General features: G+C 45.5%; 2 protein-coding genes. Both read left to right on the plus strand.

Annotation, left to right across the window (positions count from 1 at the left end; translation table 11 throughout):
- The first annotated feature begins 62 nt into the window (after window positions 1-62).
- Window positions 63-16529, plus strand: a complete 16467-nt coding sequence (locus NSQ83_RS09420; protein ID WP_339239232.1) for an amino acid adenylation domain-containing protein — start codon at window positions 63-65, stop codon at window positions 16527-16529.
- A gap of 14 nt (window positions 16530-16543) precedes the next feature.
- Window positions 16544-24175, plus strand: a complete 7632-nt coding sequence (locus NSQ83_RS09425) for a beta-ketoacyl synthase N-terminal-like domain-containing protein (protein WP_198878792.1) — start codon at window positions 16544-16546, stop codon at window positions 24173-24175.
- The last annotated feature ends 17 nt before the right edge of the window (window positions 24176-24192 follow it).

Below are 24192 nucleotides of genomic sequence, written 5' to 3' on the forward strand. Positions count from 1 at the left end.
TTCTCGATGCCTTCAGATCAGGAGAATTAACCATTTCTGAGGTGGAAGAACATCTTAAAGGCATGAAGCGGCAGTTGAAAAGCCCGCTTTCAGAAGGGCAAAAAGGGCTGTGGATGCTTCAAAAAATGTCTCCTGGGATGAGTGCATATCATATTCCTTTATGCTTTCGCTTCAGCAAACCAATACATGCAGAGATGTTCAAGAAAGCCCTTCTGTTTGTACAGAGACAATATCCGATCTTAGCCAGTGTGATTCAAGAAGAAAATGGCATTCCATTTCAATCGGTTCAGTTATCAAAGGATCTTTATTTTGTGGAAGAGAATATATCAGCAATGAAATCAGCAGATATCTTTCCTTTTCTAAAAGAAAAAGCAAAAGAACCTTTCCAGTTGGATGCTGGTCCGTTATGGCGCACACACCTTTTTCATCGGTTAGAAGAATGCATTGTTCTTATAACAATTCACCATATCATATTTGATGGTGTGTCGATGCTGACATTGATATCGGCGCTATTCGAAGCGTATCAACAATTGCTGAATGGGATTGAGCCCTTGCAGCAGCCATTAACAGCTGATTATTACGATTTTGTCGATTGGGAAAAACGGATGCTGACTGGCAGAGAAGGGGAAGAGCATCTCGCTTACTGGAAAGAACAGTTGTCTGGGAGTCTGCCAGTTCTTGATTTGCCTGCTGACCGTCCGCGGTCTTCAGCACGAAAATTCAAGGGGCAAGCTTATAAAAGCTTGCTCCCTCATCACCTGAGCAATCAAATTAAATCGTTTGCCCGCACCAATCATGTGAATGAATCGGTTGTGTTTCTCTCCATTTACAAAGTGTTGCTGCATCATTATACAAAACAAAAGGATATCATTGTTGGCGTTCCGACAATGGGTCGGCAAGAAGACAGATTTGAAACCCTAATCGGTTATTTTATCAATATGATGGCTGTTCGGAGCAAGAATATCGGATCTCAGCCATTAACAGCATTTATTCGGGAACTGCAGCTGACAGTGGCTGACGGCCTGGATCATGCGGCGTTTCCGTTCCCTGCATTGGTAAGAGAGCTGAATGTAGACCGCTCGGCCGCGGATTCTCCGGTTTTTCAAACAGCTTTTCTGTACCAAAACTTTTTTCAAGCAACAGGCTTGCAAAAAGTGCTCGAACCGTATCAAACGCTTGGCATCGAATATATTGAAGACATTCGGCAAGAGGGTGAATTTGAGCTGGCGCTCGAAATATATGAGCAAGAAAATGAAACAGTGCTTCATCTTCTGTACAACCCTGATTTGTATGAACTGTCCTCCATTGAAAGCATGATGGAGAACTATATGAAGCTCGCGCAGCACATGATGGAGGACCCGTCTTTGCCGCTTGAAGCCTACTCTTTGCGATTAAATCAAGAACAAACTAATTTGGTGGAACAATGGAATGCGACAGGGACAAACATCGCAAATGACAAGTGTATACATGAGGTGTTTGAGGAAAAAGCGAAACAAACCCCCGATGCGGTTGCTGTGATGTTTGAAGACAGATCACTTACATATAAAGAAGTAGATGAAAAAAGCACATCTGTGGCAGTCTACCTTCAACATCAGGGTGTTAGACCTGAACAGCCCGTTGGCATTTGTGCAGAGCGTTCGTTTGATATGATCATCGGAATTTTAGGAATACTGAAAGCTGGCGGAGCGTATGTGCCGTTAGATCCAAGTTTTCCGCAAGAACGATTAGAGTACATGCTCAAAGACAGTCAGGCATCCATTGTCCTCAACCAACCTAACGTTCATGATAGGATCAACGGATTAACTGGCAGCCGTGTAAAAGCGATCAATATCGAGTTAGCTTGCCGAAACGATTATACAGACCAGCAAAGCAGCGGTTTAAAGCGGGAAGTAAAACCGGAACACCTCGCTTATATTATTTATACATCGGGAAGCACTGGAGAGCCTAAAGGGGTTATGGTAGAGCATCGGAGCATTATGAATACCCTGAATTTTCTTGAATCTCACTATCCTGTAACGGCTGAGGATGCATATTTATTGAAGACGAACTATGTGTTTGATGTATCGATCTCAGAATTATTCGGATGGTTTATTGGAGATGGCCGTCTAGTGATTCTTCCGCCTAATGGGGAGAAATCACCGCAGCTTTGCATGGATTATATTGAAACATATAAAGTGACTCACATTAATTTTGTGCCGGCCATGCTGCATGTTTTTTTAGAAATGGCGAAAGACAACAAGCGATTCACAGAGGACGGTCCGCTGAAGTATATGATGGTTGCAGGTGAAGCCTTCCCTAAAGAATTAGTGAAAAAGGCGGTATCGCTCTTTACAAACTGCCGTGTTGAAAATATATACGGACCGACGGAAGCCTCCATTTACGCTGCGTATTTCGGATGCGGAAAAGGAGATATCGCAAGTCACCATACACCGATTGGAAAGCCTGTTTCCAACACGAAAATTTATATTGTGGACCAGCATTTGAAGCCTGTCCCGATCGGAAAGCCAGGTGAGCTTTGCATCGCTGGAGCCGGCTTAGCAAGAGGCTACTTTAAAAAGCCGGGGCTTACGGCTGAAAAATTTATTGATAATCCCTTTGAATCAGGGACGAAGCTATATAAATCGGGTGATTCAGCAAGGTGGCTTCCTGACGGCAACATAGAATACTTGGGACGGATTGACAGCCAAGTCAAAATACGCGGTTTTCGCGTCGAGCTGGGCGCAATAGAAACAAAGCTGGGTGAATTTCCGGGCATTTTAGATCAGGCGGTAGTGGTGAAGCAGCTTGAGGGCCATCAACAGCTCGCTGCTTATTATACAGAGGAAAGCGGACATGCCTCTGCCAATCCAAAAGATTTGCGCCTTCATCTAAAATCGAGTCTGCCCGAATATATGATACCTTCACACTTTATCCGCTTAGATGAGCTTCCATTATCGCCCAGCGGAAAAGTGAACCGTAAAGAATTAGAAAAACGCGAGATCGTGTTCAACAGAAGGAAACCAAATCACTTGCAATTAACGGAAATAGAGGATCAGGTGCTGCGTATTTGGGAGGAAACGCTCAAGGTCAGCGGATTTGGGCCGGAAGACGGATTTTTCGATGCGGGCGGCGATTCGCTTCTGGCTGTAGCTGTGGCTGAACGAATCAAAAAAGAATTCGATTGTGAGTTTCATGTTACTGAGCTGTTTGAGTTTTCCACGATCCGTGCAATCAGTGAATATATTTTGGAGATGAAAAACTCAGATCTAGCCGGGACACAAAATGAAGATCATTATGATATCAAAAAAGATAGAAAACACCTAGAACAGAAGATTCCCCCTTATTTTGATGACAGTGTTGCGATTGTGGGGATATCTTGCCAGTTCCCGGGTGCGAAAAATCATCATGACTTCTGGAACCACATCAAAGAAGGCAAAGAAAGCATACGATTCTTTTCTGAAGAAGAGCTTCGCGCAAATGGAGTTCCCGAAGAATTGATACAGCATCCTGACTATGTGCCTGTGCAATCTGTGATCGAAGGGAAAGACTTATTCGATCCCGGTTTCTTTCAAATCTCGCCAAAAGATGCTGAGTATATGGACCCTCAGCTCCGCCTCTTATTGCTGCACTCCTGGAAAGCGATTGAAGATGCAGGATATGTGGCTAAGGAGATTCCGGCAACAAGTGTATATATGTCTGCAAGCAGCAATTCATATAGAACGTTATTGCCGAAGGAGACAACAGAAGGACATGAATCACCGGATGGCTATGTCTCATGGGTTTTAGCCCAAAGCGGAACCATTCCCACAATGATCTCACATAAGCTCGGATTAAAAGGGCCAAGCTATTTTGTTCATTCTAACTGTTCTTCATCACTAGTCGGTTTATATCAAGCATACAAAAGCCTGACATCGGGCGAATCACAATATGCGCTTGTCGGGGGCGCAACATTGCACGCACAATCAGCGATCGGCTACGTGCACCAAAACGGGTTGAATTTTTCAAGCGACGGGCATGTGAAGGCGTTCGATGCTTCGGCGGACGGAATGGCCGGAGGTGAAGGCGTAGCAGTCATCCTGCTGAAAAAAGCTGTGGATGCCGTAAAAGACGGAGACCATATTTATGCCATTATGCGCGGAATAGGCATCAATAATGATGGGGCAGAGAAGGCAGGCTTCTATGCGCCTAGTGTAAAAGGCCAAACAGAAGTAATACAGCATGTATTGGATACAACCAAGATCCATCCTGAAACGGTCAGTTATATTGAAGCGCACGGGACGGGAACGAAATTAGGCGATCCTATTGAAATGTCTGCACTAAATAAAGTGTACAAGCAATACACCGACAAAACACAATTTTGCGGAATCGGTTCAGTGAAAACGAATATCGGCCATTTGGATACAGCTGCGGGGTTAGCCGGATGCATTAAAGTTGCGATGAGTTTATACCATAATGAACTTGCACCGACCATCAATTGTACGGAGCCGAATCCGGATATAAAGTTTGAAAGCTCTCCTTTTTATGTTGTCCGTGAACGAAAATCGTTAGAGAAACACGCAGGTGTCCATCGGGCGGCTCTGAGCTCATTCGGCCTTGGCGGAACTAACGCCCATGCAATATTTGAGCAATATGAAAACACTTCTGATGCAGGTACCGAAAACGAAGGCAATCAGCCTTACATCATTCCTATATCAGCTAAAAATAGTGAACGGCTCCAAGTATACGCGAAGGAAATGCTGTCCTATATCAGGCAAGACGAGCAAAGGTATTTCTCTTTAAGAGATATTGCATATACCTTCCAAGTCGGCCGTGAAGCAATGGATAACAGGATCGTTTTTATAGTGAACGATCTGGAAGAATGGAAACATCAGCTGGAAGCTTTTGTGACTGGAAAGCCGCTCATAGAAGACTGTATTCAAGGAGAAAAAACGAGAATGACATCCGCTGAACAGCTGCTTGGAAATGCTGAAGCAGATGATATGGCTTCATCACGAATATCAAAAGAAGAATTGAGAAAGCTTGCCAAGATGTGGGCAAATGGTTTTCATGTTGAATGGCGCAGGCTCTATCCAAATACAAAGCCACGCCGCATCAGCTTGCCGACATACCCTTTTGCCGAAGAACGATACTGGCCTGAAAGCAGCACCGGCGCTATCACAACAATTGAACCATCTCGCTTGCATCCTTTGGTGCACCATAATACATCGGTTCTGTCAGAGCAGCGTTTCAGCTCCATTTTCACAGGACAAGAGTATTTTATTGCCGAGCATATCATTAAAGGCATGGCGATTTTGCCGGCGGCGGTCACGCTTGAAATGGCAAGAGCCGCTATAGAACAAGGAATTGGCGGATTGGAGGATCATGAAACTGGAATCAGGCTGAAAAATGTCGTGTGGGTTCGCCCGGTTGTAGCAGGAAGTGAGCCGGTTCAGGTAAATATCGGACTTTACGATGAAGATGGCGAACATATTGCTTATCGGATGTATGGTGATCCGGAATCCGCTGATGCAGAACCAGTTGTATATAACCAAGGTAAAGCGGAATTGATTCAGTTAAAGCGAGAAAAAGCACTGGATCTTTCTAAGATCAAGAAACAATGTGATCAAAGCAGAATGGATGCTGCCTCGTTTTATGAAGGGATGATCGGCGCCGATTACGGTCCAGGTTACAAGAGTGTAGAGGCCGTATATAAAGGCGACGGCCAGCTGCTTGCCAAATTATCACTGCCAGAATCTGTTGCACATACGTTGGGCGATTATGTTCTTCATCCAAGTGTAATGGACGGGGCGTTACAGGCGGCTGAATATTTGCAAAATGTCGTCAGAGCGGAACTTTCAGACACTGAAGACTTTAAGGCAGCACTGCCATTTGCCCTGGAGGAACTTGAGGTCTTTCGTCAGTGCGTTTCTGACATGTGGGTTTATGTTCAATTCAACTCGAAAAACAAACCAGGAGATTTGATACAGAAAGTCGATATTCACCTATGTGATGAGCATGGCATGATCTGCGTGCGGCTGAAAGGATTTTCGACGAGAGTGATGGAGGCAGATATACAAACCGAACCATCAAAAATCAACGCTGAAACTTTATTGCTTCAGCCCGTTTGGCAAGAACAAAAGGCTGCTGACAGCTTAGCTGCAAAAAAATATGCAGAGCATCTCGTATTCCTATGTGAATATGATCATGAGACGAGAAAACAAATTGAAGCAGCTATCGAGGATGTCCATGTATACAGCCTGGAAGCAAGGCCTTCTTCAGTAGATGGGCGTTTTCATTCTTATACAGAACAAGTGTTTAAAAAGGTACAAGAGATCATTCGTACGAAACCGAAAGACGGCATTCTCGTTCAGATCGTAACCTCTGCAGAGGGAGAACAGCAATTGTTTTCAGGATTGACAGGACTGCTGAAAACAGCTTGTCAGGAAAATGCCAAACTAACCGGCCAAATGATTGAAGTCAGCAGTGAAGAAAGTGGAGAAAGCATTGCTGGCAAACTGTTAGAAAATCAAATGAGCAGCGATTCATATGTCAAATATCAAAACGGGACACGGTATATTGCTGATTGGCGTGAAATCAAACAGGCAAAAGGAGACGGCAGCAAACCGTGGAAAGACAATGGCGTTTATCTCATTACAGGAGGTGCCGGCGGACTAGGTCATATTTTTGCAAAGGAAATTGCGGAACAAACGAAAAATGCGACAGTCATTCTGGCGGGCCGCTCACCTCTTAGCGAAAGCAAAAGCAAAAAGCTGAAAGAGCTTCATAGCAAGGGGGCTGACATCACCTACCGGCAAACAGATGTTACCAATAAAATTGAAGTCTATCAGCTCATTGACGACATTCAAAAAAGATATGGCCGTCTGAACGGTATTCTTCATAGTGCCGGAATCATCAAGGACAGCTACCTGGTTAATAAACAGGCAAAAGATCTGCACGATGTACTGGCGCCTAAAGTAAAAGGGCTTGTTTATCTAGACGAAGCGAGTAAGGATTTGCCTTTAGACTTCTTTATTCTCTTTTCATCTCTTTCAGGAAGTTTAGGGAGCATTGGTCAGTCTGACTATGCGGCAGCCAATGTATTTATGGATATGTATGCAGGCTATCGAAATCGGCTTGCCGACCTCAGCCAGCGGCATGGGAAGACGCTTTCTGTAAACTGGCCTTTATGGAGAGATGGAGGCATGCAGGTCGATCAAGAAACTGAGAAAAGGCTTGTGCAACTGGCCGGTATTGTTCCTATGAGGGCGGAAAAAGGAATTCAGGCATTATATCAAGCACTTCATTCAGAGGCAAACCAAGTAATGGTGATCGAAGGCGATGTGCAGAAAATAAAACAAAACATGCTGGCCAAAAACGCCTCAGCACCTATGGAAAAGAAGGAAGCAGAACACATGACTGAACAAATAAATAGCATTGATACAGACAGTTTGCTGGATAAAGTAAAGGCGATGTTAAAGCGAGAGATCGCCAAGCTGTTAAAGGTCAAGCTTGAAACGATTGATGATCATGCCGAGATGACGGTGTATGGTTTTGATTCTATCTCCATGACTGAATTCACCAACCATATCAATCGCGCCTATCAGTTAGAGCTGACGCCAACCGTATTTTTTGACCACCCGACGATTCATGCGTTTGGTAAGCATTTGTCAGAAGAATATCAATCGGTATTTGCGAAGACATTTGCTGTGCGCGCTGCATCGGCTCAGCTTCAGCCTGCTGCGAGACAGGAACAAGCCGTGCGTACCAAAGCTAAAAGACGCAGAAAGCAGCAAGTCATGCTGCCAAACGCCATACAGAGTGATGCAGGGCCTGAGCCAATTGCCATTGTGGGCATAAGCGGGATTTTTCCTATGGCGAAAGATGTTGAGGCGTACTGGAACATCTTAAAAGAGGGCAAAGACTGCATGACGGAAATCCCGAAAGATCGCTGGGATTGGCGTGAATATGAAGGTGATCCGGCGAAGGAAGTCAATAAAACGAACGTGAAATGGGGCGGTTTTATTGACGGTATTGCAGATTTTGATCCATTATTCTTTGGCATTTCCCCACGTGAAGCTGAACAAATGGAACCTCAGCAGCGCTTACTGCTGACTTACGCCTGGAAAGCGATCGAAGATGCAGGATATTCGGCGAAAAGGTTGTCAGGCACAAAAACCGGCGTCTTCATCGGAACGGGAAATACAGGATACAGCTCTCTTCTATCTAAAGCGAACTCGGCAATAGAAGGATCAGCGGCAGCCAATACGAGCCCATCGGTCGGTCCGAACCGTGTCAGTTATTTCCTTAATCTGCACGGGCCGAGCGAACCGATTGATACAGCGTGCTCTAGTTCACTAGTGGCGATCCACCATGCCATCTCTTCAATTGAGGAAGGCACTTGTGACATGGCATTAGCCGGCGGTGTAAATACGATTATCCTTCCTGAGGTGTATATCAGCTTTGATAAGGCGGGAGCACTGAGCAAAGAAGGAAAATGCAAGACGTTTTCAAATCAAGCTGATGGTTTTGCGCATGGGGAAGGTGCCGGCATACTGTTCCTGAAAAAATTAAAAGCGGCTGAAGAAGCGGGAGACCACATTTACGGAGTCATAAAAGGCAGTGCAATCAATCACGGCGGCCGTGCAGCCTCTTTAACGACTCCCAATCCGAAGGCGCAGGCAGATGTTATTCAGTCGGCATATCAAAAAGCGGGAATCGATCCGAAAACCGTGACCTACATTGAAGCCCACGGAACCGGGACGGAGCTTGGAGACCCGGTTGAAATTAACGGTTTGAAATCAGCTTTTAAAGCATTGGGTGTAAATGAGGGAGACACATCAGCCAATCCTTACTGCGGTTTAGGTTCTGTAAAGACAAACATTGGCCACTTATCGCTGGCAGCCGGTGCAGCAGGAGTTATTAAAATATTATTGCAGCTTAAGCATAAAACCTTAGTGAAAAGTCTGCATTGCGAAAACGTGAATCCATACATTCAGCTGAAAAACAGTCCGTTCTATATCGTACGGGAAACGGAAGAATGGAAAGCGCTGAAAAATGAACGGGGAGAAGAGCTTCCTCGACGGGCAGGTGTCAGTTCATTTGGAATCGGCGGAGTAAACGCCCACGTGATTATCGAGGAATATATTCCGGAAGCATCCGATGAGAATATACCATCCATCACGCCGGAACATCCGGGTATCTTCGTTTTATCGGCTAAAAATGAAGCGCGGCTAAAAGAACATGCACAGCAGCTGGCAGATGCGCTTGATAAGCAATCATATAGTGACGTAAATCTCGCCCGAGTCGCTTATACACTGCAAGCCGGACGGGATGCGATGGAAGAACGTCTCGGGATTATCTCCGGTTCCATTGAGGATGTACAGCAAAAGTTAAAAGAATTTGCAGCAGGCAAAAGCGGTGTGGAGGATGTATTTAAAGGCAGGATTGATAAAGGCACACTCCAAATGCTGACAGAGGACGAAGAGATTCAAGAAGCCGTCGAGAAATGGATGGAACGGGGAAAGTATGCAAAATTGCTTGAATTATGGGTAAAGGGGCTTGATGTAGACTGGACGAAATTGTATGGCGAGAATCTGCCAAAGCGCATCAGCTTGCCGACGTATCCTTTCGCAAAAGACCGTTATTGGATTTCTGATCATATTGAAAAAAGCAGCAGCATTGATGCAAATCAAGCAGCCTCCCGCCTTGGCGGAGCCGTGCTGCATCCATTAATGCATCAAAACACATCGAATCTCTCGGAACAAAGGTTTAGCTCTATTTATACGGGAGAAGAGTTTTTCCTCGCTGATCATGTTGTGAAAGGCCAACGGATTTTGCCGGGAGTGGCTCATCTTGAATTGGCGCGGGCAGCTGTTGAGCAGGCCGCAGAGGTACAAGGTGTACCACGCATCATGAAGCTAAAGAATGCGGTGTGGGTGCGGCCTATTGTTGTAGAGGATCAGCCGCAGCAAGTACACATTAGGCTTTTACCGGGAGAAAATGGTGAGATATCTTATGAAATCTATGGTCATTCAGACGTTACTGGCGAACAGTCAATCGTCTACAGTCAAGGCAGCGCGGTATTGAATCCTGCTGAAAATCTGCCGGCGGTTGATTTGCAATCTCTGCGGGAGCAGTGTCAGGAAAGCCATTTCAGCGTAAACGAAGTATACGACACCTATCGAATGATTGGATTTGAATATGGTCCTGCTTATCGCGGAGTGAAAAAAATCTATACAGCTGAACAATTTGTTTTGGCAAAATTGTCATTGCATCCGTCAGCTGCAGATACGCTCAGCCAATACAAAATGCACCCTGGGCTGATGGATTCTGCTTTGCAGGCGTCAAGCATTTTGACAGGCGCCGGGGATAACCAGCTGACACTGCCTTTTGCGGTCCAGGAGCTTGAAGTCTTCGGAGCATGTTCGTCAGAAATGTGGGTATACGCAAGATACAGCCAAGGCAGCAAGGCAACTGATAAGGTGCAAAAGCGCGATATTGATATTTTAGATGAGAGCGGCAATGTTTGCGTACGGATGAAAGGATTATCTTTCAGAGCAGCAGAAGGCGGCTCTGGATCGGCGGAATCTGATCAAACGCTGGCAACCCTGATGTTTGAAGAAAAATGGGTGCCTAAGGATTTTAAAAAAGATAGTCCTGAGCCTCATTACGAACGGCACATTGTCATGCTTTGCGACATGAATGGCCTCTCAAAAGATCGCATTGAATCAAGAATGACAGGAGCGGAATGCATCGTTTTGGAGTCATTCCGCGAAGGACTTGCAGAGAGGTTCCAAGATTATGCCGAACAAGCGCTTGAGACGGTCCAGGGTCTTCTCAAAAGCAGACCTCAGGGCAATGTTCTGATCCAGCTACTTACCTCTGCACAAAGAAAGCAGTACTCATTCTCAGGGCTATCGGCGCTCCTTAAAACCGCCGGCCTGGAGAATAAAAAACTAATCGGCCAGACGATTGAAATCGATTCACATGAAAATATTGAAAGTGTAATAGAAAAACTGAAAGAGAATAAAAGGCACACAGAAGATCAGCACATCAAATATGAAAAAGGCAAACGGTACATCAATGATCTGGATGAAATGCAAATAGATGATCGGGAAATAAGCATGCCGTGGAGAGATAAAGGTGTTTACCTCATCACGGGCGGCGCAGGAGGACTTGGGTTTATTTTTGCAAAAGAAATTGCTCGTCAAGCCGAACAGCCTGTGCTCATTCTGACAGGCAGATCCGAGTTGAATGCGGATCAGCAGGCGGAGCTTAACGAACTTCAGCAATTAGGGGCTCGCGCAGAATACAGGCAGGTTGACGTGACACAAACGGAAGCAGCCTCCGAGCTTATCACAAGCATTACGTCTGATTACGAAGACTTGAATGGTGTCATTCACAGCGCTGGGCTGATTAAAGATAACTATCTTATGAGCAAAACCAATGAAGAGCTGACACAAGTTCTCGCTCCTAAGGTGAAAGGGCTTGTGAATGTGGATGAGGCAACCGAGCATCTTGCGTTAGATTTCTTTATCCTCTTTTCTTCAATATCAAGTGTTGCCGGCAGCGCGGGACAGGCCGATTATGCAATGGCTAATGCATTTATGGACAGTTATGCTGCTTATCGAAATGCGCTTGTAACCGCCATGTACAGGCACGGACAAACGTTGTCAATCAATTGGCCGCTCTGGAAAGAAGGCGGCATGCGCGCGAATAAAGAAATTGAAAACATGACGTTGAAAAACACAGGTGTGACTCCAATGCGGACCGAGACCGGCATTCAAGCGCTGTATAAAGGTTTGGCATTTGGCAAAGATCAAGTCATCGTCATGGAAGGATTCAAAGACATGATGAGGGAAAAGCTGACTCAAAAGCCGTCTTCTGATGAAGTGCCAATGAAAACAGTGCAAGTACCGGTGACATCTGAAGCAAGAATGGATCAAGGGAATATGTTCGATCACATTCAAGAAGTTTTAAAGCAAACAATCTCTCAATTGCTCAAAATCAAACCTGAAGAGATCGACCCGGACATGGAGTTTAATCAATATGGATTTGATTCGATTACGTTAACTGAATTCGCAAATACACTGAATGAGAAGTACAAGCTGGATCTTACGCCTACGATCTTCTTTGAGCACGCAACTGTTTATGCATTTGCAGGGTATCTGTCAGAAGAATATCCAAATGCTTTTACAGCTCAAACGCCTGCCAAAGCTGGGGTGCTGATGCAGCCTGTCGAACAGAATATAAAAAATATGACGTTTTCGACTGAAAACCGCTTTGTAAAACCTTCGGTAACACCAATGCAAAAGGAAGCTGATCACAAGCCTGAGCCTATTGCGATTGTTGGGATGAGCGGGGTTTTCCCAAAGGCAAAAGACGTTGAGGAATATTGGAAGAACCTGTCATCGGGCACAGATTGTATTACAGAGGTTCCAAAAGACCGCTGGGATTGGCAGGAGTATTACGGAGACCCTCTGAAAGAAGCGAATAAAACAAACGTCAAATGGGGCGGTTTTATTGATGAAGTAGCTGACTTTGATCCATTGTTCTTCGGCATATCTCCGCTGGAGGCTGAGCAGATGGAGCCTCAGCAGCGCCTGTTAATGACCTATGCGTGGAAGGCGGTAGAAGAAGCGGGACACTCAGCGAGAAGCCTGGCAGGAACCAAAACGGGCATCTTCATCGGGACAGGAAACACAGGGTACAGTTCACTTCTGTCAAATGTAGACATCGAAGGCTCAGCGGCTGCGAATATGAGTCCTTCTGCAGGACCGAATAGAGTCAGTTATTTCCTGAACATTCATGGGCCGAGTGAACCGATCGACACTGCGTGCTCAAGCTCTTTGGTCGCCATTCATCATGCGGTTTGCGCCATTGAAAATGGAAACTGTGAAATGGCGATTGCGGGAGGGGTCAACACGGTCGTAACTCCGCAAGGCCATATCGCCTATGATAAGGCCGGGGCGCTGAGCAAAGAAGGAAGATGCAAAACATTTTCTGACAAAGCCGATGGATTCGCAGTCAGTGAAGGTGCCGGCATTCTCTTTCTGAAAAAGCTGACAGCGGCTGAACGAGACGGTGATCATATTTACGGTGTCATTAAAGGAAGTGCGGTAAACCACGGTGGCCGCGCAAATTCTCTAACGACTCCTAATCCGAAAGCTCAGGCGGATGTCGTAAAAACAGCATATGAAAAAGCGGGAATTGATCCAAGAACCGTAACTTATATTGAAGCGCATGGGACTGGAACCGAGCTGGGCGATCCAGTAGAAATCAACGGCTTAAAAGCGGCATTTAAAGAGCTGTATGAAAAAACGGGGGACCCGGCTGTTCATGGCAGCCATTGCGGACTTGGATCAGCGAAAACAAACATCGGTCACTTATCGCTGGCGGCCGGTGTGGCGGGTGTCATTAAAGTGTTATTGCAGCTCAAGCATAAAACGCTTGTCAAAAGTCTGTACAGTGAAACTGTTAATCCATATATCAGACTGGATGACAGCCCGTTTTATATTGTGCAGGAATCGAGAGAGTGGCAGGCGCTTCGGGATGAAGCCGGCCGAGAGCTGCCGCGCCGCGCAGGCATCAGTTCGTTCGGGATAGGCGGCGTCAATGCCCACGTGGTCATTGAGGAATATATTCCGAAAGAAACAACCCATCCTGCAACAGCACCAGCTGTGACAGCACAGCACCCGGGCATCTTTATTTTGTCGGCAAAGGATGAAGATCGTCTGAAAGACCAAGCCCGGCAATTAGCAGACTTTATCAGCAAGCGATCTATCACTGCTCGTGACCTCACTGATATTGCTTATACACTCCAAGAGGGGCGTGATGCAATGGAGGAGAGATTAGGGATCATCGCTGTCTCGACTGGGGACTTGCTGGAAAAACTAAACCTCTTTATAGAAGGAGGCACCAATGCGAAGTACATGTACAGAGGCAGAGCAGAAAAAGGTATCGCACAAACATTGAGATCAGATGACGAAGTACAGAAAACGCTCAACAATAGCTGGGAGCCTCACATATATGAAAGACTGCTTGATTTATGGGTAAAAGGCATGGAAATAGGCTGGAGTAAACTGTATGACGGCAAACAGCCGAAACGCATCAGCCTCCCTACCTATCCATTTGCGAAAGAACGCTACTGGATAACGGATACGAAAGAGGAGGCAGCCGCCCATCAAACAGCTTTAAAAACAGTCGAATCAGCAGCTTTGCATCCATTGATACATGTCAACACATCTGATTTGTCAGAGCAGCGTTTCAGCTCGGCCTTTACAGGTGCTGAGTTCTTTTTCGCCGATCATAAGGTGAAGGGAAAACCGGTTATGCCGGGCGTGGCATATCTTGAGATGGTTCATGCTGCCGTTACAAGAGCAGTGAGAAGAACCGAAGATCAACAATCTGTTATTCACATCAAAAATGTTGTGTGGGTGCAGCCGATTGTGGCGGATGGCCAGCCTGTTCAAGTGGATATCAGTCTAAATCCCCAGCAGGACGGCGAGATTGCTTTTAACGTCTATACAGAGGCTGCACACAATGATCGAAAGATACATTGTCAAGGCAGTGCTTCAATCCGCGGGGCAGGAGACATTCCAGTCCAGGATATCAGCGTGCTTCAAGACCAATGCAGTTTAAGCACACTCTCACACGACCAATGTTATGAATTGTTTAAGGCGATCGGCATTGACTACGGACCTGGTTTTCAAGGGATAGATCGGCTTTACATCGGCCGCAATCAAGCCTTGGCAGAGCTTTCTCTGCCTGCTGGTGTAACTCACACACTGAATGAATTCGTTCTTCATCCAAGTATGGCCGATTCTGCTTTACAAGCGTCGATCGGGCTAAAGCTGAATTCCGGTGACGAGCAGCTTTCTCTGCCTTTTGCGCTGCAAGAGCTAGAAATATTCAGCCCGTGTACAAATAAAATGTGGGTGTCTGTGACATCTCGTCCTAATGAGGACAAAATACAGAGACTGGATATTGATTTGTGTGATGAACAAGGCCGAGTGTGTGTAAGAATCAAGGGGATTACCTCAAGGCTGCTGGAAGAAGGCATACAACCGCCAGACGGGCCGACATCACTAGGAAACTCCAAAGCAACTCTTAACGGAGCGCTTCTTATGGCGCCGATATGGGATCGAGTGCAGCTGGAGAAGAGGATCATTTCGCCTGCTGATGAGCGTGTTGTCATCCTCGGAGGGGATGACAACAGCAGAAAAGCTGTTCAAAGGCAGATCCCATTTGCCAAGGAGCTGTACATTGAGCCGAACGCATCAATTCATAGAATTGCAGGACAGCTTGAAGCACTCGGATCGTTTGACCACATCGTGTGGATGTCTCCTTCTCGTGTGACAGAGTGCGAAGTCGGCGATGAAATGATTGAAGCCCAAGATCAAGACGTCATTCAAATGTATAGGCTCATTAAGGCAATGCTTTCTTTAGGCTATGGACAGAAGGAGATAAGCTGGACGGTCGTGACGGTGAACACACAATATGTTGATCAGCATGATATTGTCGATCCGGTCGATGCCGGGGTGCACGGCCTGATCGGTTCAATGTCAAAAGAATATCCAAATTGGCAGACAAAGCTGATCGATGTTAAAAAATACGAAGACCTGCCGTTATCTCAACTCCTTTCCTTGCCTGCCGATCAAGAAGGGAATACGTGGGCCTATCGAGACAAGGTCTGGCATAAGCTTCGTTTGATTCCAGTACACAACAATCAACCGGTGCACACGAAGTATAAGCACGGAGGTGTTTATGTTGTCATAGGCGGAGCTGGCGGTATTGGTGAGGCGTGGAGTGAATATATGATCAGAACATATCAGGCGCAGATCGTTTGGATTGGCAGAAGGAAAAAGGATGCAGCCATTCAAAGCAAGCTGGACAGACTTGCACGTCTAGGGCCAGCCCCGTATTACATTCAAGCAGATGCGGCTAACCGAGAGGAATTAGAACGCGCGTATGAAACAATGAAACAAACGCATCATGAAATCAACGGCATCATCCATTCTGCGATTGTCTTACAAGACCGAAGCCTGATGAATATGAGTGAGGAATGTTTCAGAAACGTTCTTGCTGCAAAGGTTGATGTAAGCGTGCGAATGGCCCAAGTTTTCCGGCATGAACCACTGGATTTTGTTTTGTTTTTCTCTTCCGTACAATCGTTTGCAAGAGCTTCCGGACAAAGCAATTACGCTGCGGGCTGCAGTTTTAAGGATGCTTTTGCACAGCGGCTGTCTCACGTATGGCCTTGTACAGTAGCCGTGATGAATTGGAGTTATTGGGGAAGCATTGGTGTTGTTTCATCACCGGATTACCAAAAGAGAATGGCTCAGGCAGGCATAGGCTCAATTGAAGCCCCTGAAGCAATGGAAGCTTTGGAATTGCTGCTCGGGGGACCGCTGAAGCAGCTAGTAATGATGAAAATGGCAAACGAAACGAATGATGAAGCGGAACAGACAGAAGAAACGATTGAAGTGTACCCGGAAACTCACGGCTCCGCCATGCAAAAGCTGCGAAGCTATCACCCGGGTGACAGCACAAAGATTCAACAACTGTTATAGGAGGAGAAGCGCCAATGCTGAACACAGAAGACATTCTCTGTAAAATGCTTTTCGCACAATTACAGTCCATAGGGTTTTTCACAGAAAGTAAATCCCAGCCGGTATTGGAGAATTTCTATGGCAGATGGTTTGAAGAAAGCCAATCGATTTTAGAACGGCATCAATTTCTCAAGCGAACGGAGAACGGACATGTTCCAACACGCTCAATAGGCACCATGAGCGAGCTGTGGAAAGAATGGAATGAACAAAAATCTGACCTGCTTCAAGACAATAATATGAAAGCCATGGTGACATTGGTGGAGACAGCACTTAAAGCCTTGCCGGAGATTCTGACCGGCAAGGCGTCAGCCACCGATATCCTGTTTCCGAATTCATCTATGGATTTAGTAGAAGGGGTCTATAAAAACAATCAAGTCGCAGACTATTTTAATGATGTGCTTGCAGATACGTTAACAGCCTATCTGCAAGAACGCCTGAAGCAAGAGCCTGAGGCGAAGATTCGAATATTAGAAATCGGAGCCGGGACCGGCGGGACAAGCGCGGCTGTTTTTCAAAAATTGAAAGCATGGCAGACACATATAAAAGAATATTGTTATACAGATCTGTCTAAAGCTTTTTTAATGCATGCAGAAAATAAGTATGGTCCTGACAATCCATATTTGACATATAAACGATTTAATGTCGAGGAGCCGGCGTCTGAACAGCATATTGATGCGGGAGGCTACGACGCGGTCATCGCGGCAAATGTGCTTCATGCCACAAAAAATATCCGGCAGACATTGCGAAATGCAAAAGCAGTTTTGAAAAAAAACGGGCTGCTCCTTTTAAATGAAATAAGTAATCATAATATATATTCGCATTTGACGTTCGGCCTTTTAGAGGGCTGGTGGCTGTATGAGGATCCTGATCTCCGCATACCGGGCTGCCCGGGCCTGTATCCAGACACTTGGAAAATGGTGCTTGAGAGTGAAGGATTTCGCTATGTTTCCTTTATGGCTGAACAATCGCATCAGCTCGGCCAGCAGATCATTGCCGCTGAAAGTAACGGAGTCGTCCGTCAAAAGAAGAGAACGGGGGCAGAAGAAGATCCAAGCCATATACAAATGAATGCTGAAATCGATCATTCACAGGAAAGCGATTCTCTCATCGAACAAACGGCACAATTTGTGAAGCATACGCTGGCAAAATCAATCAAACTATCATCAGAACGTATTCACGAAGATACGACATTTGAGAAGTATGGAATTGATTCGATTTTGCAGGTGAATTTCATTCGTGAATTAGAAAAAGTGACGGGAGAGCTTCCAAAAACCATTTTATTTGAACATAACAACACAAAAGAACTCGTCGAATATTTAGTAAAGGGGCATGAAAATAAGCTCCGGACAGCATTGTTAAAGGAAAAAACGAAGCCTGCAAAAAATGAAGCTCCACTTCAAACAGAGCGTACAGATCCTAATAAGCCATTTACTTTTCATACACGCCGCTTTGTTACAGAGCAGGAAGTCACTGAAACTCAGCTAGCAAATACCGAACCATCAAAAAAAGAAAAGACAAGTAATTTGCAAGGAACACATTTTAATGATTCTAGTAGAGAAGATATCGCAATAATCGGGGTGAGCGGGCGCTATCCGATGTCTAACAGTTTAGAAGAGCTTTGGGGGCATTTAATCGCCGGAGACAATTGTATTACAGAGGCACCGGAATCCAGATGGCGCACATCTTTATTGAAAACATTATCAAAAGATCCAAAAAAGCCGGCAAATAAGAAACGCTATGGCGGATTTTTACAAGATATAGAGGCATTTGACCATCAGCTTTTTGAGGTGGAGCAAAACCGGGTGATGGAAATGACACCTGAACTCCGTTTATGTTTAGAAACCGTCTGGGAAACGTTTGAGGACGGCGGCTATACGCGAACCCGGCTGGATAAATTGCGGGATGATGACGGAGTAGGTGTTTTTATAGGGAATATGTATAACCAGTATTTTTGGAATATCCCATCTTTAGAGCAGGCAGTCCTCAGCTCAAATGGGGGAGACTGGCACATTGCAAATCGCGTTTCCCACTTTTTTAACCTGACCGGACCGAGTATCGCTGTCAGCTCAGCATGCTCTAGTTCATTAAACGCCATACATCTTGCGTGTGAAAGCCTGAAATTGAAAAACTGCTCAATGGCGATTGCTGGAGGTGTCAATTTAACACTCGATCTCTCTAAATATGATTCTTTGGAGCGTGCCAATCTGCTGGGAAGCGGCAATCAAAGCAAAAGTTTTGGCACCGGAAACGGGCTTATTCCCGGGGAAGGCGTCGGAGCTGTCCTGTTAAAACCACTTTCGAAGGCGATGGAAGATCAGGATCATATTTACGCTGTGATCAAAAGCAGTTTTGCTAACCATAGCGGCGGAAGACAGATGTATACAGCTCCGGACCCGAAGCAGCAAGCAAAGTTAATTGTCAAGTCGATTCAGCAGTCGGGCATTGATCCAGAGACTATCGGCTATATTGAATCGGCGGCAAATGGTTCGGCGCTGGGCGATCCTATTGAAGTAATTGCCTTAACAAACGCGTTTCAACAATATACAAACAAGAAACAGTTTTGTGCGATAGGCTCTGTCAAATCCAATCTGGGGCATTTAGAGGCGGCTTCCGGTATTTCTCAGCTGACAAAAGTGCTGCTGCAGATGAAGAAAGGGACGCTGGTGCCGACAATTAACGCGATGCCTGTCAATCCAAATATTAAGCTGGAACACACGGCTTTCTATCTTCAGGAACAAACAGAGCCATGGCATCGCTTGAATGATCCTGAAACTGGAAAACAATTGCCGCGCAGAAGCATGATCAATTCCTTCGGAGCGGGGGGAGCCTATGCCAATCTTATTATAGAAGAATATATGGAGACGGCCCCTGAGAAAGAACATATCGCTCCCCGCCAGCAGGAATTCACTGCCGTTTTTTCAGCCAAAACAAAATGGAGCCTGCTTAGCTATCTAGAAAATATGCAATTGTTTTTAGAGAAGGAAGCTTCTCTGGATATTGAACCCGTTGTACAGGCTTTACACAGGAGAAACCATAATTTAGAGCATAGGGCTGCATTTACAGTGGCATCGACTCAAGAGCTGATCGAAAAACTAAAGGTGTTCCGAACATCAAGAGAAAGCTCACTCCAGCAAGGCATCTATACATCATTCGATTTACAGCCATGTGCGGAATCAGCATCTAGGGATAGAGAAATAAACGCAGCAGAGCAATGGGCACAAGGGGCATCGATTGCTTTTAAAGAAGCTGATATAGGGAACCGAACAGGCTGGGTTCATCTGCCTCACTATGCATTTGACCATAATACATCATTTCATTTCGATGTATCGTCTATCAATGAGAAATCGTCAGATGTTGAAGACAATATCAATCAGCCGGTCATTCAAGATCAATTCACTTATGATGAGCCTTACGTTCAAGGACACGTCTTCAACAATGAACGGGTGCTTGTCGGTGCCACATATGGCAGTCTGGCCATTGAAGCATTTTTTAACCTGTTCCCTGAGGAAAACAGCGGCCGTATCAGCAAATTAAGTTATATCAGTCCAATTGTCATCAAACAAGGCGAGACCATTGAACTTCAGGCAAAGCCGCTGCAAAAAGATCAAGTCATAGAACTGCAAATCATGTATCGCGAGCCGTCCTCTGGTTTGTGGAAGCCTGCCGCAATCGGACAATGCGGAATCGGTTCTTTTGAGCCCAAAAAAGTCAATATCGAGAACGTTAAGCATTCATTAACTAAGCTTCATCACATCGATCAGATGTATAAAACCGGAAACGGTCCTGAATGGGGAGAGTTATTTAAGACAATTACTCATCTCTACAGAGATCACAAGTCTATACTGGCAAAAATTCGCCTGCCCCAAAGCGGGCTGGCAAACGGGCACCATTACACTGTAAGCCCATTGATGACAAACAGCGCGTACTTGGCTATCCTCAGTTTCTTAGAGCAGTTTGACATGACAGGCGGCTTCCTGCCGTTTGGAATCAATGATATCCAGTTTACAAAGCAAACGATAAAAGGGGATTGCTGGCTTTTGATTACATTGGTTAAGAATACAGGTGACATGCTGCTGTTTGATGTAGATGTGATCAATGAGTCGTCAGAAACAGTGCTGCACTACTCGGGCTACTCGCTTAAACAGCTTCGTATTTCGAATCAAAGAGGAAATCAAAATAAGGCCATCAAAGCCAGCAATCTGAAAGATCGTATCAGAAGCTATGTAACAGATAAACTGGCAGTATACATGGCCGATCCGTCAAAATTGTCAATTGCAAAAGCGCATATCATGGATTTTGGAATTGATTCTTCTCAATTGGTTGCACTGACAAGGGAGATGGAAGCAGAGACAAAGATCGAATTAAATCCGACTCTGTTTTTTGAATATCCGACTATTCAAGAGTTAATCGCCTTTTTTGCGGACAAACATGAAGCATCTTTTGCTCAGCTGTTTGGTGAAGCTCATCAGCAGGAAGAACGCCCAGCTCAAATCGAAAACCAAATGAAACAGATTCCGGCATACGAGACGAACACGGATAAAACAATCGAACACGCGGCAGACGGCATAGCCATTATCGGCATGTCGGGACAGTTTCCGAAAGCAAACAGCGTAACGGAATTTTGGGATAACCTTATCCAAGGAAAGAACTGTGTCTCTGAAGTGCCGAAAGAACGCTGGGACTGGCGCAAATATGCCGCAGCCGATAAGGAAGGGCAATCAAGCCTTCAATGGGGCGGTTTTATAGAAGGAATAGGTGAGTTTGATCCCCTGTTTTTTGGCATATCGCCTAAAGAAGCGGCGCATATGGACCCACAGGAGTTTCTGCTCTTGATACATGCATGGAAGGCGATGGAAGATGCAGGCTTAACAGGGCAGGTTGTATCCAGCCGCCCGACAGGTGTATTTGTCGCAGCCGGCAATACCGATACAGCTGTGGTTCCTTCCCTAATTCCAAACCGTATATCCTATGCACTTGATGTAAAAGGGCCAAGTGAATATTATGAAGCTGCCTGTTCCTCAACTCTAGTGGCTTTGCACAGAGCTATACAATCCATTCGAAACGGTGAATGTGAGCAAGCCATTGTCGGGGCTGTGAATTTGCTGCTTTCACCAAAAGGCTTTATTGGCTTCGACTCAATGGGCTATTTGAGTGAGAAAGGGCAGGCCAAATCCTTTCAAGCAGATGCAAATGGCTTTGTCAGAAGTGAAGGAGCAGGAGTTCTCATCATTAAACCATTGCAAAAAGCCATTGAAGATTCTGATTATATTTATTCGGTTATTAAAGGTTCAGGTGTATCGCATGGCGGCAGGGGAATGTCACTTCACGCGCCAAATCCGGCCGGCATGAAGGATGCAATGCTGAAGGCTTATCAAGGAGCGCAAATTGATCCCAAAACGGTGACCTATATAGAAGCGCATGGGATCGCCTCTCCATTGGCAGACGCGATAGAAATAGAGGCGTTAAAGTCAGGCTGCAGTCAACTCGAATTGGAACTTCCACAGGAAGTACGGGAGGAAGCGCCATGTTATATCAGCAGCTTAAAGCCGAGCATCGGACACGGTGAACTCGTCTCAGGCATGGCTGCTCTTATGAAGGTCAGCATGGCGATGAAGCATCAAACAATACCAGGCATATCCGGATTTTCGTCTTTGAATGACCAGGTGTCAATAAAGGGCACCCGTTTCCGAGTGACTGCCGAGAATCAGCAATGGAGGGATTTAAGTGACGATGCAGGCAAAAAAATTCCGCGCAGAGCGAGTATCAACAGCTATAGCTTTGGAGGCGTAAATGCGCACGTCATTTTAGAAGAATATATTCCTTTACCAAAACCACCGGTTAGTATGAGTGAGAATGGTGCCCACATTGTAGTTCTTTCTGCAAAGAATCAAGACAGGCTAAAAGCAATTGCTCAACAGCAGCTTGACTATGTGAATAAACAACAAGAACTGTCATTACAAGATTATGCTTATACACTTCAAACCAGCCGAGAGGAAATGGAAGACCGCCTGGCGCTCGTCGTCCGCAGTAAAGAAGAACTGGTAATCGGCTTGCAAGCCTGCTTAGCAGAAAAAGGCGATAAGCCGAAGAGTTCTGTACCTGTCTTTAGCGGAAATGCAGAAAATGGCTCGTCAGATCTCGAAGCCTTGCTGGATGGTCCATTAAGAGAAATGGTGATCGAGACTTTGTTGTCTGAAAACAACCTTGAAAAGATCGCGTTTTGCTGGACAAAAGGGGTGCAAATCCCATGGGAAAAGCTTTATCAAGGAAAAGGTGCCCGCAGAATACCGTTGCCAACCTATCCATTTGAAAAGAGAAGCTGCTGGAACGGCTTTCAAGCAGTAGAGAATACGCCTTCTGTTTCACAGGATGAGCGTATCAACAACAGCAGCGATCATCACATATTAGCAAATGTACTAGGGATGGCTCCGGATGAACTGCAGTCTCATAAGCCATTGCAGCAGTATGGATTTGATTCAATTTCTTGCATACAGTTATTACAGCAATTGCAATCAAAGGTGGACCCTCTCATTGCCTTAACGGAGCTTCAAGCATGCCATACTGTTCAGGACATGATGGACTTGATCAAAAAGAAACAGGAGGATACATCCTTACAAAATGATCAAGCTCGCACGTTTCCGGAATTAATACCGTTAAATGACGGCAAGCGGGGGCGCCCTGTCTTTTGGTTCCATGGCGGAGTAGGAGGAGTTGAAATCTATCAGCAATTTGCACAAAAGAGCCAGCGCCCTTTTTACGGCATTCAAGCCAGAGGATTCATGACTGATTCTGCTCCTTTGCACGGAATTGAACAAATGGCTTCCTATTATATAGAGATCATTCGATCCATACAGCCTGAAGGTCCTTATGATGTAGGCGGATATTCCTTAGGCGGGATGATTGCATATGAAGTCACTCGCCAGCTGCAAAGCCAAGGCCTTGCTGTCAAAAGCATGGTGATGATTGACTCCCCATATCGTTCCGAGACAAAAGAGAATGAGGCATCTATGAAAACGTCAATGCTGCAAACAATTAATACGATGCTGGCATCGATTGCGAAACGGGAAAAGCTTACGGATGTTCTCATCAGCCGTGAAGAGGTGGACATAAGCTTAGAGGATGAAGAATTCCTGTCTGAGTTGATTGACTTGGCAAAAGAACGAGGGCTAAACAAACCAGATAAGCAAATACGTGCGCAGGCTCAGCAAATGATGAAAACACAGCGCGCCTATGATTTGGAGTCGTACACTGTTAAGCCTCTCCCTGATCCTGAGACGGTAAAATGTTATTATTTCCGCAACAAAAGCAGGTCTTTCTTTGGTGATTTAGACACTTATTTCACTTTATCAAATGAAAAAGAACCGTTTGATCAAGCTGCCTATTGGGAGGAATGGGAGCGGCAAATTCCTCATTTCCACCTGGTGGATGTCGATTCAAGCAACCACTTCATGATATTAACCGAACCGAAAGCGTCAACAGCCATGTTAGAATTTTGCGAAAAGCTCTATTCAAACAGGGGAGTAGTGAATGCGAATTTCCTTAAGGCTTTTCGGAAGAAACATGAAGCGAGGGAAGAAAAAGAAACAGATGAATTGGTGAAGCGCTGAGAAAACACAAACGCCCC

This window comes from Bacillus sp. PS217 (assembly GCF_037963535.1).
Classification (GTDB): Bacteria; Bacillota; Bacilli; order Bacillales; family Bacillaceae; genus Bacillus; species Bacillus subtilis.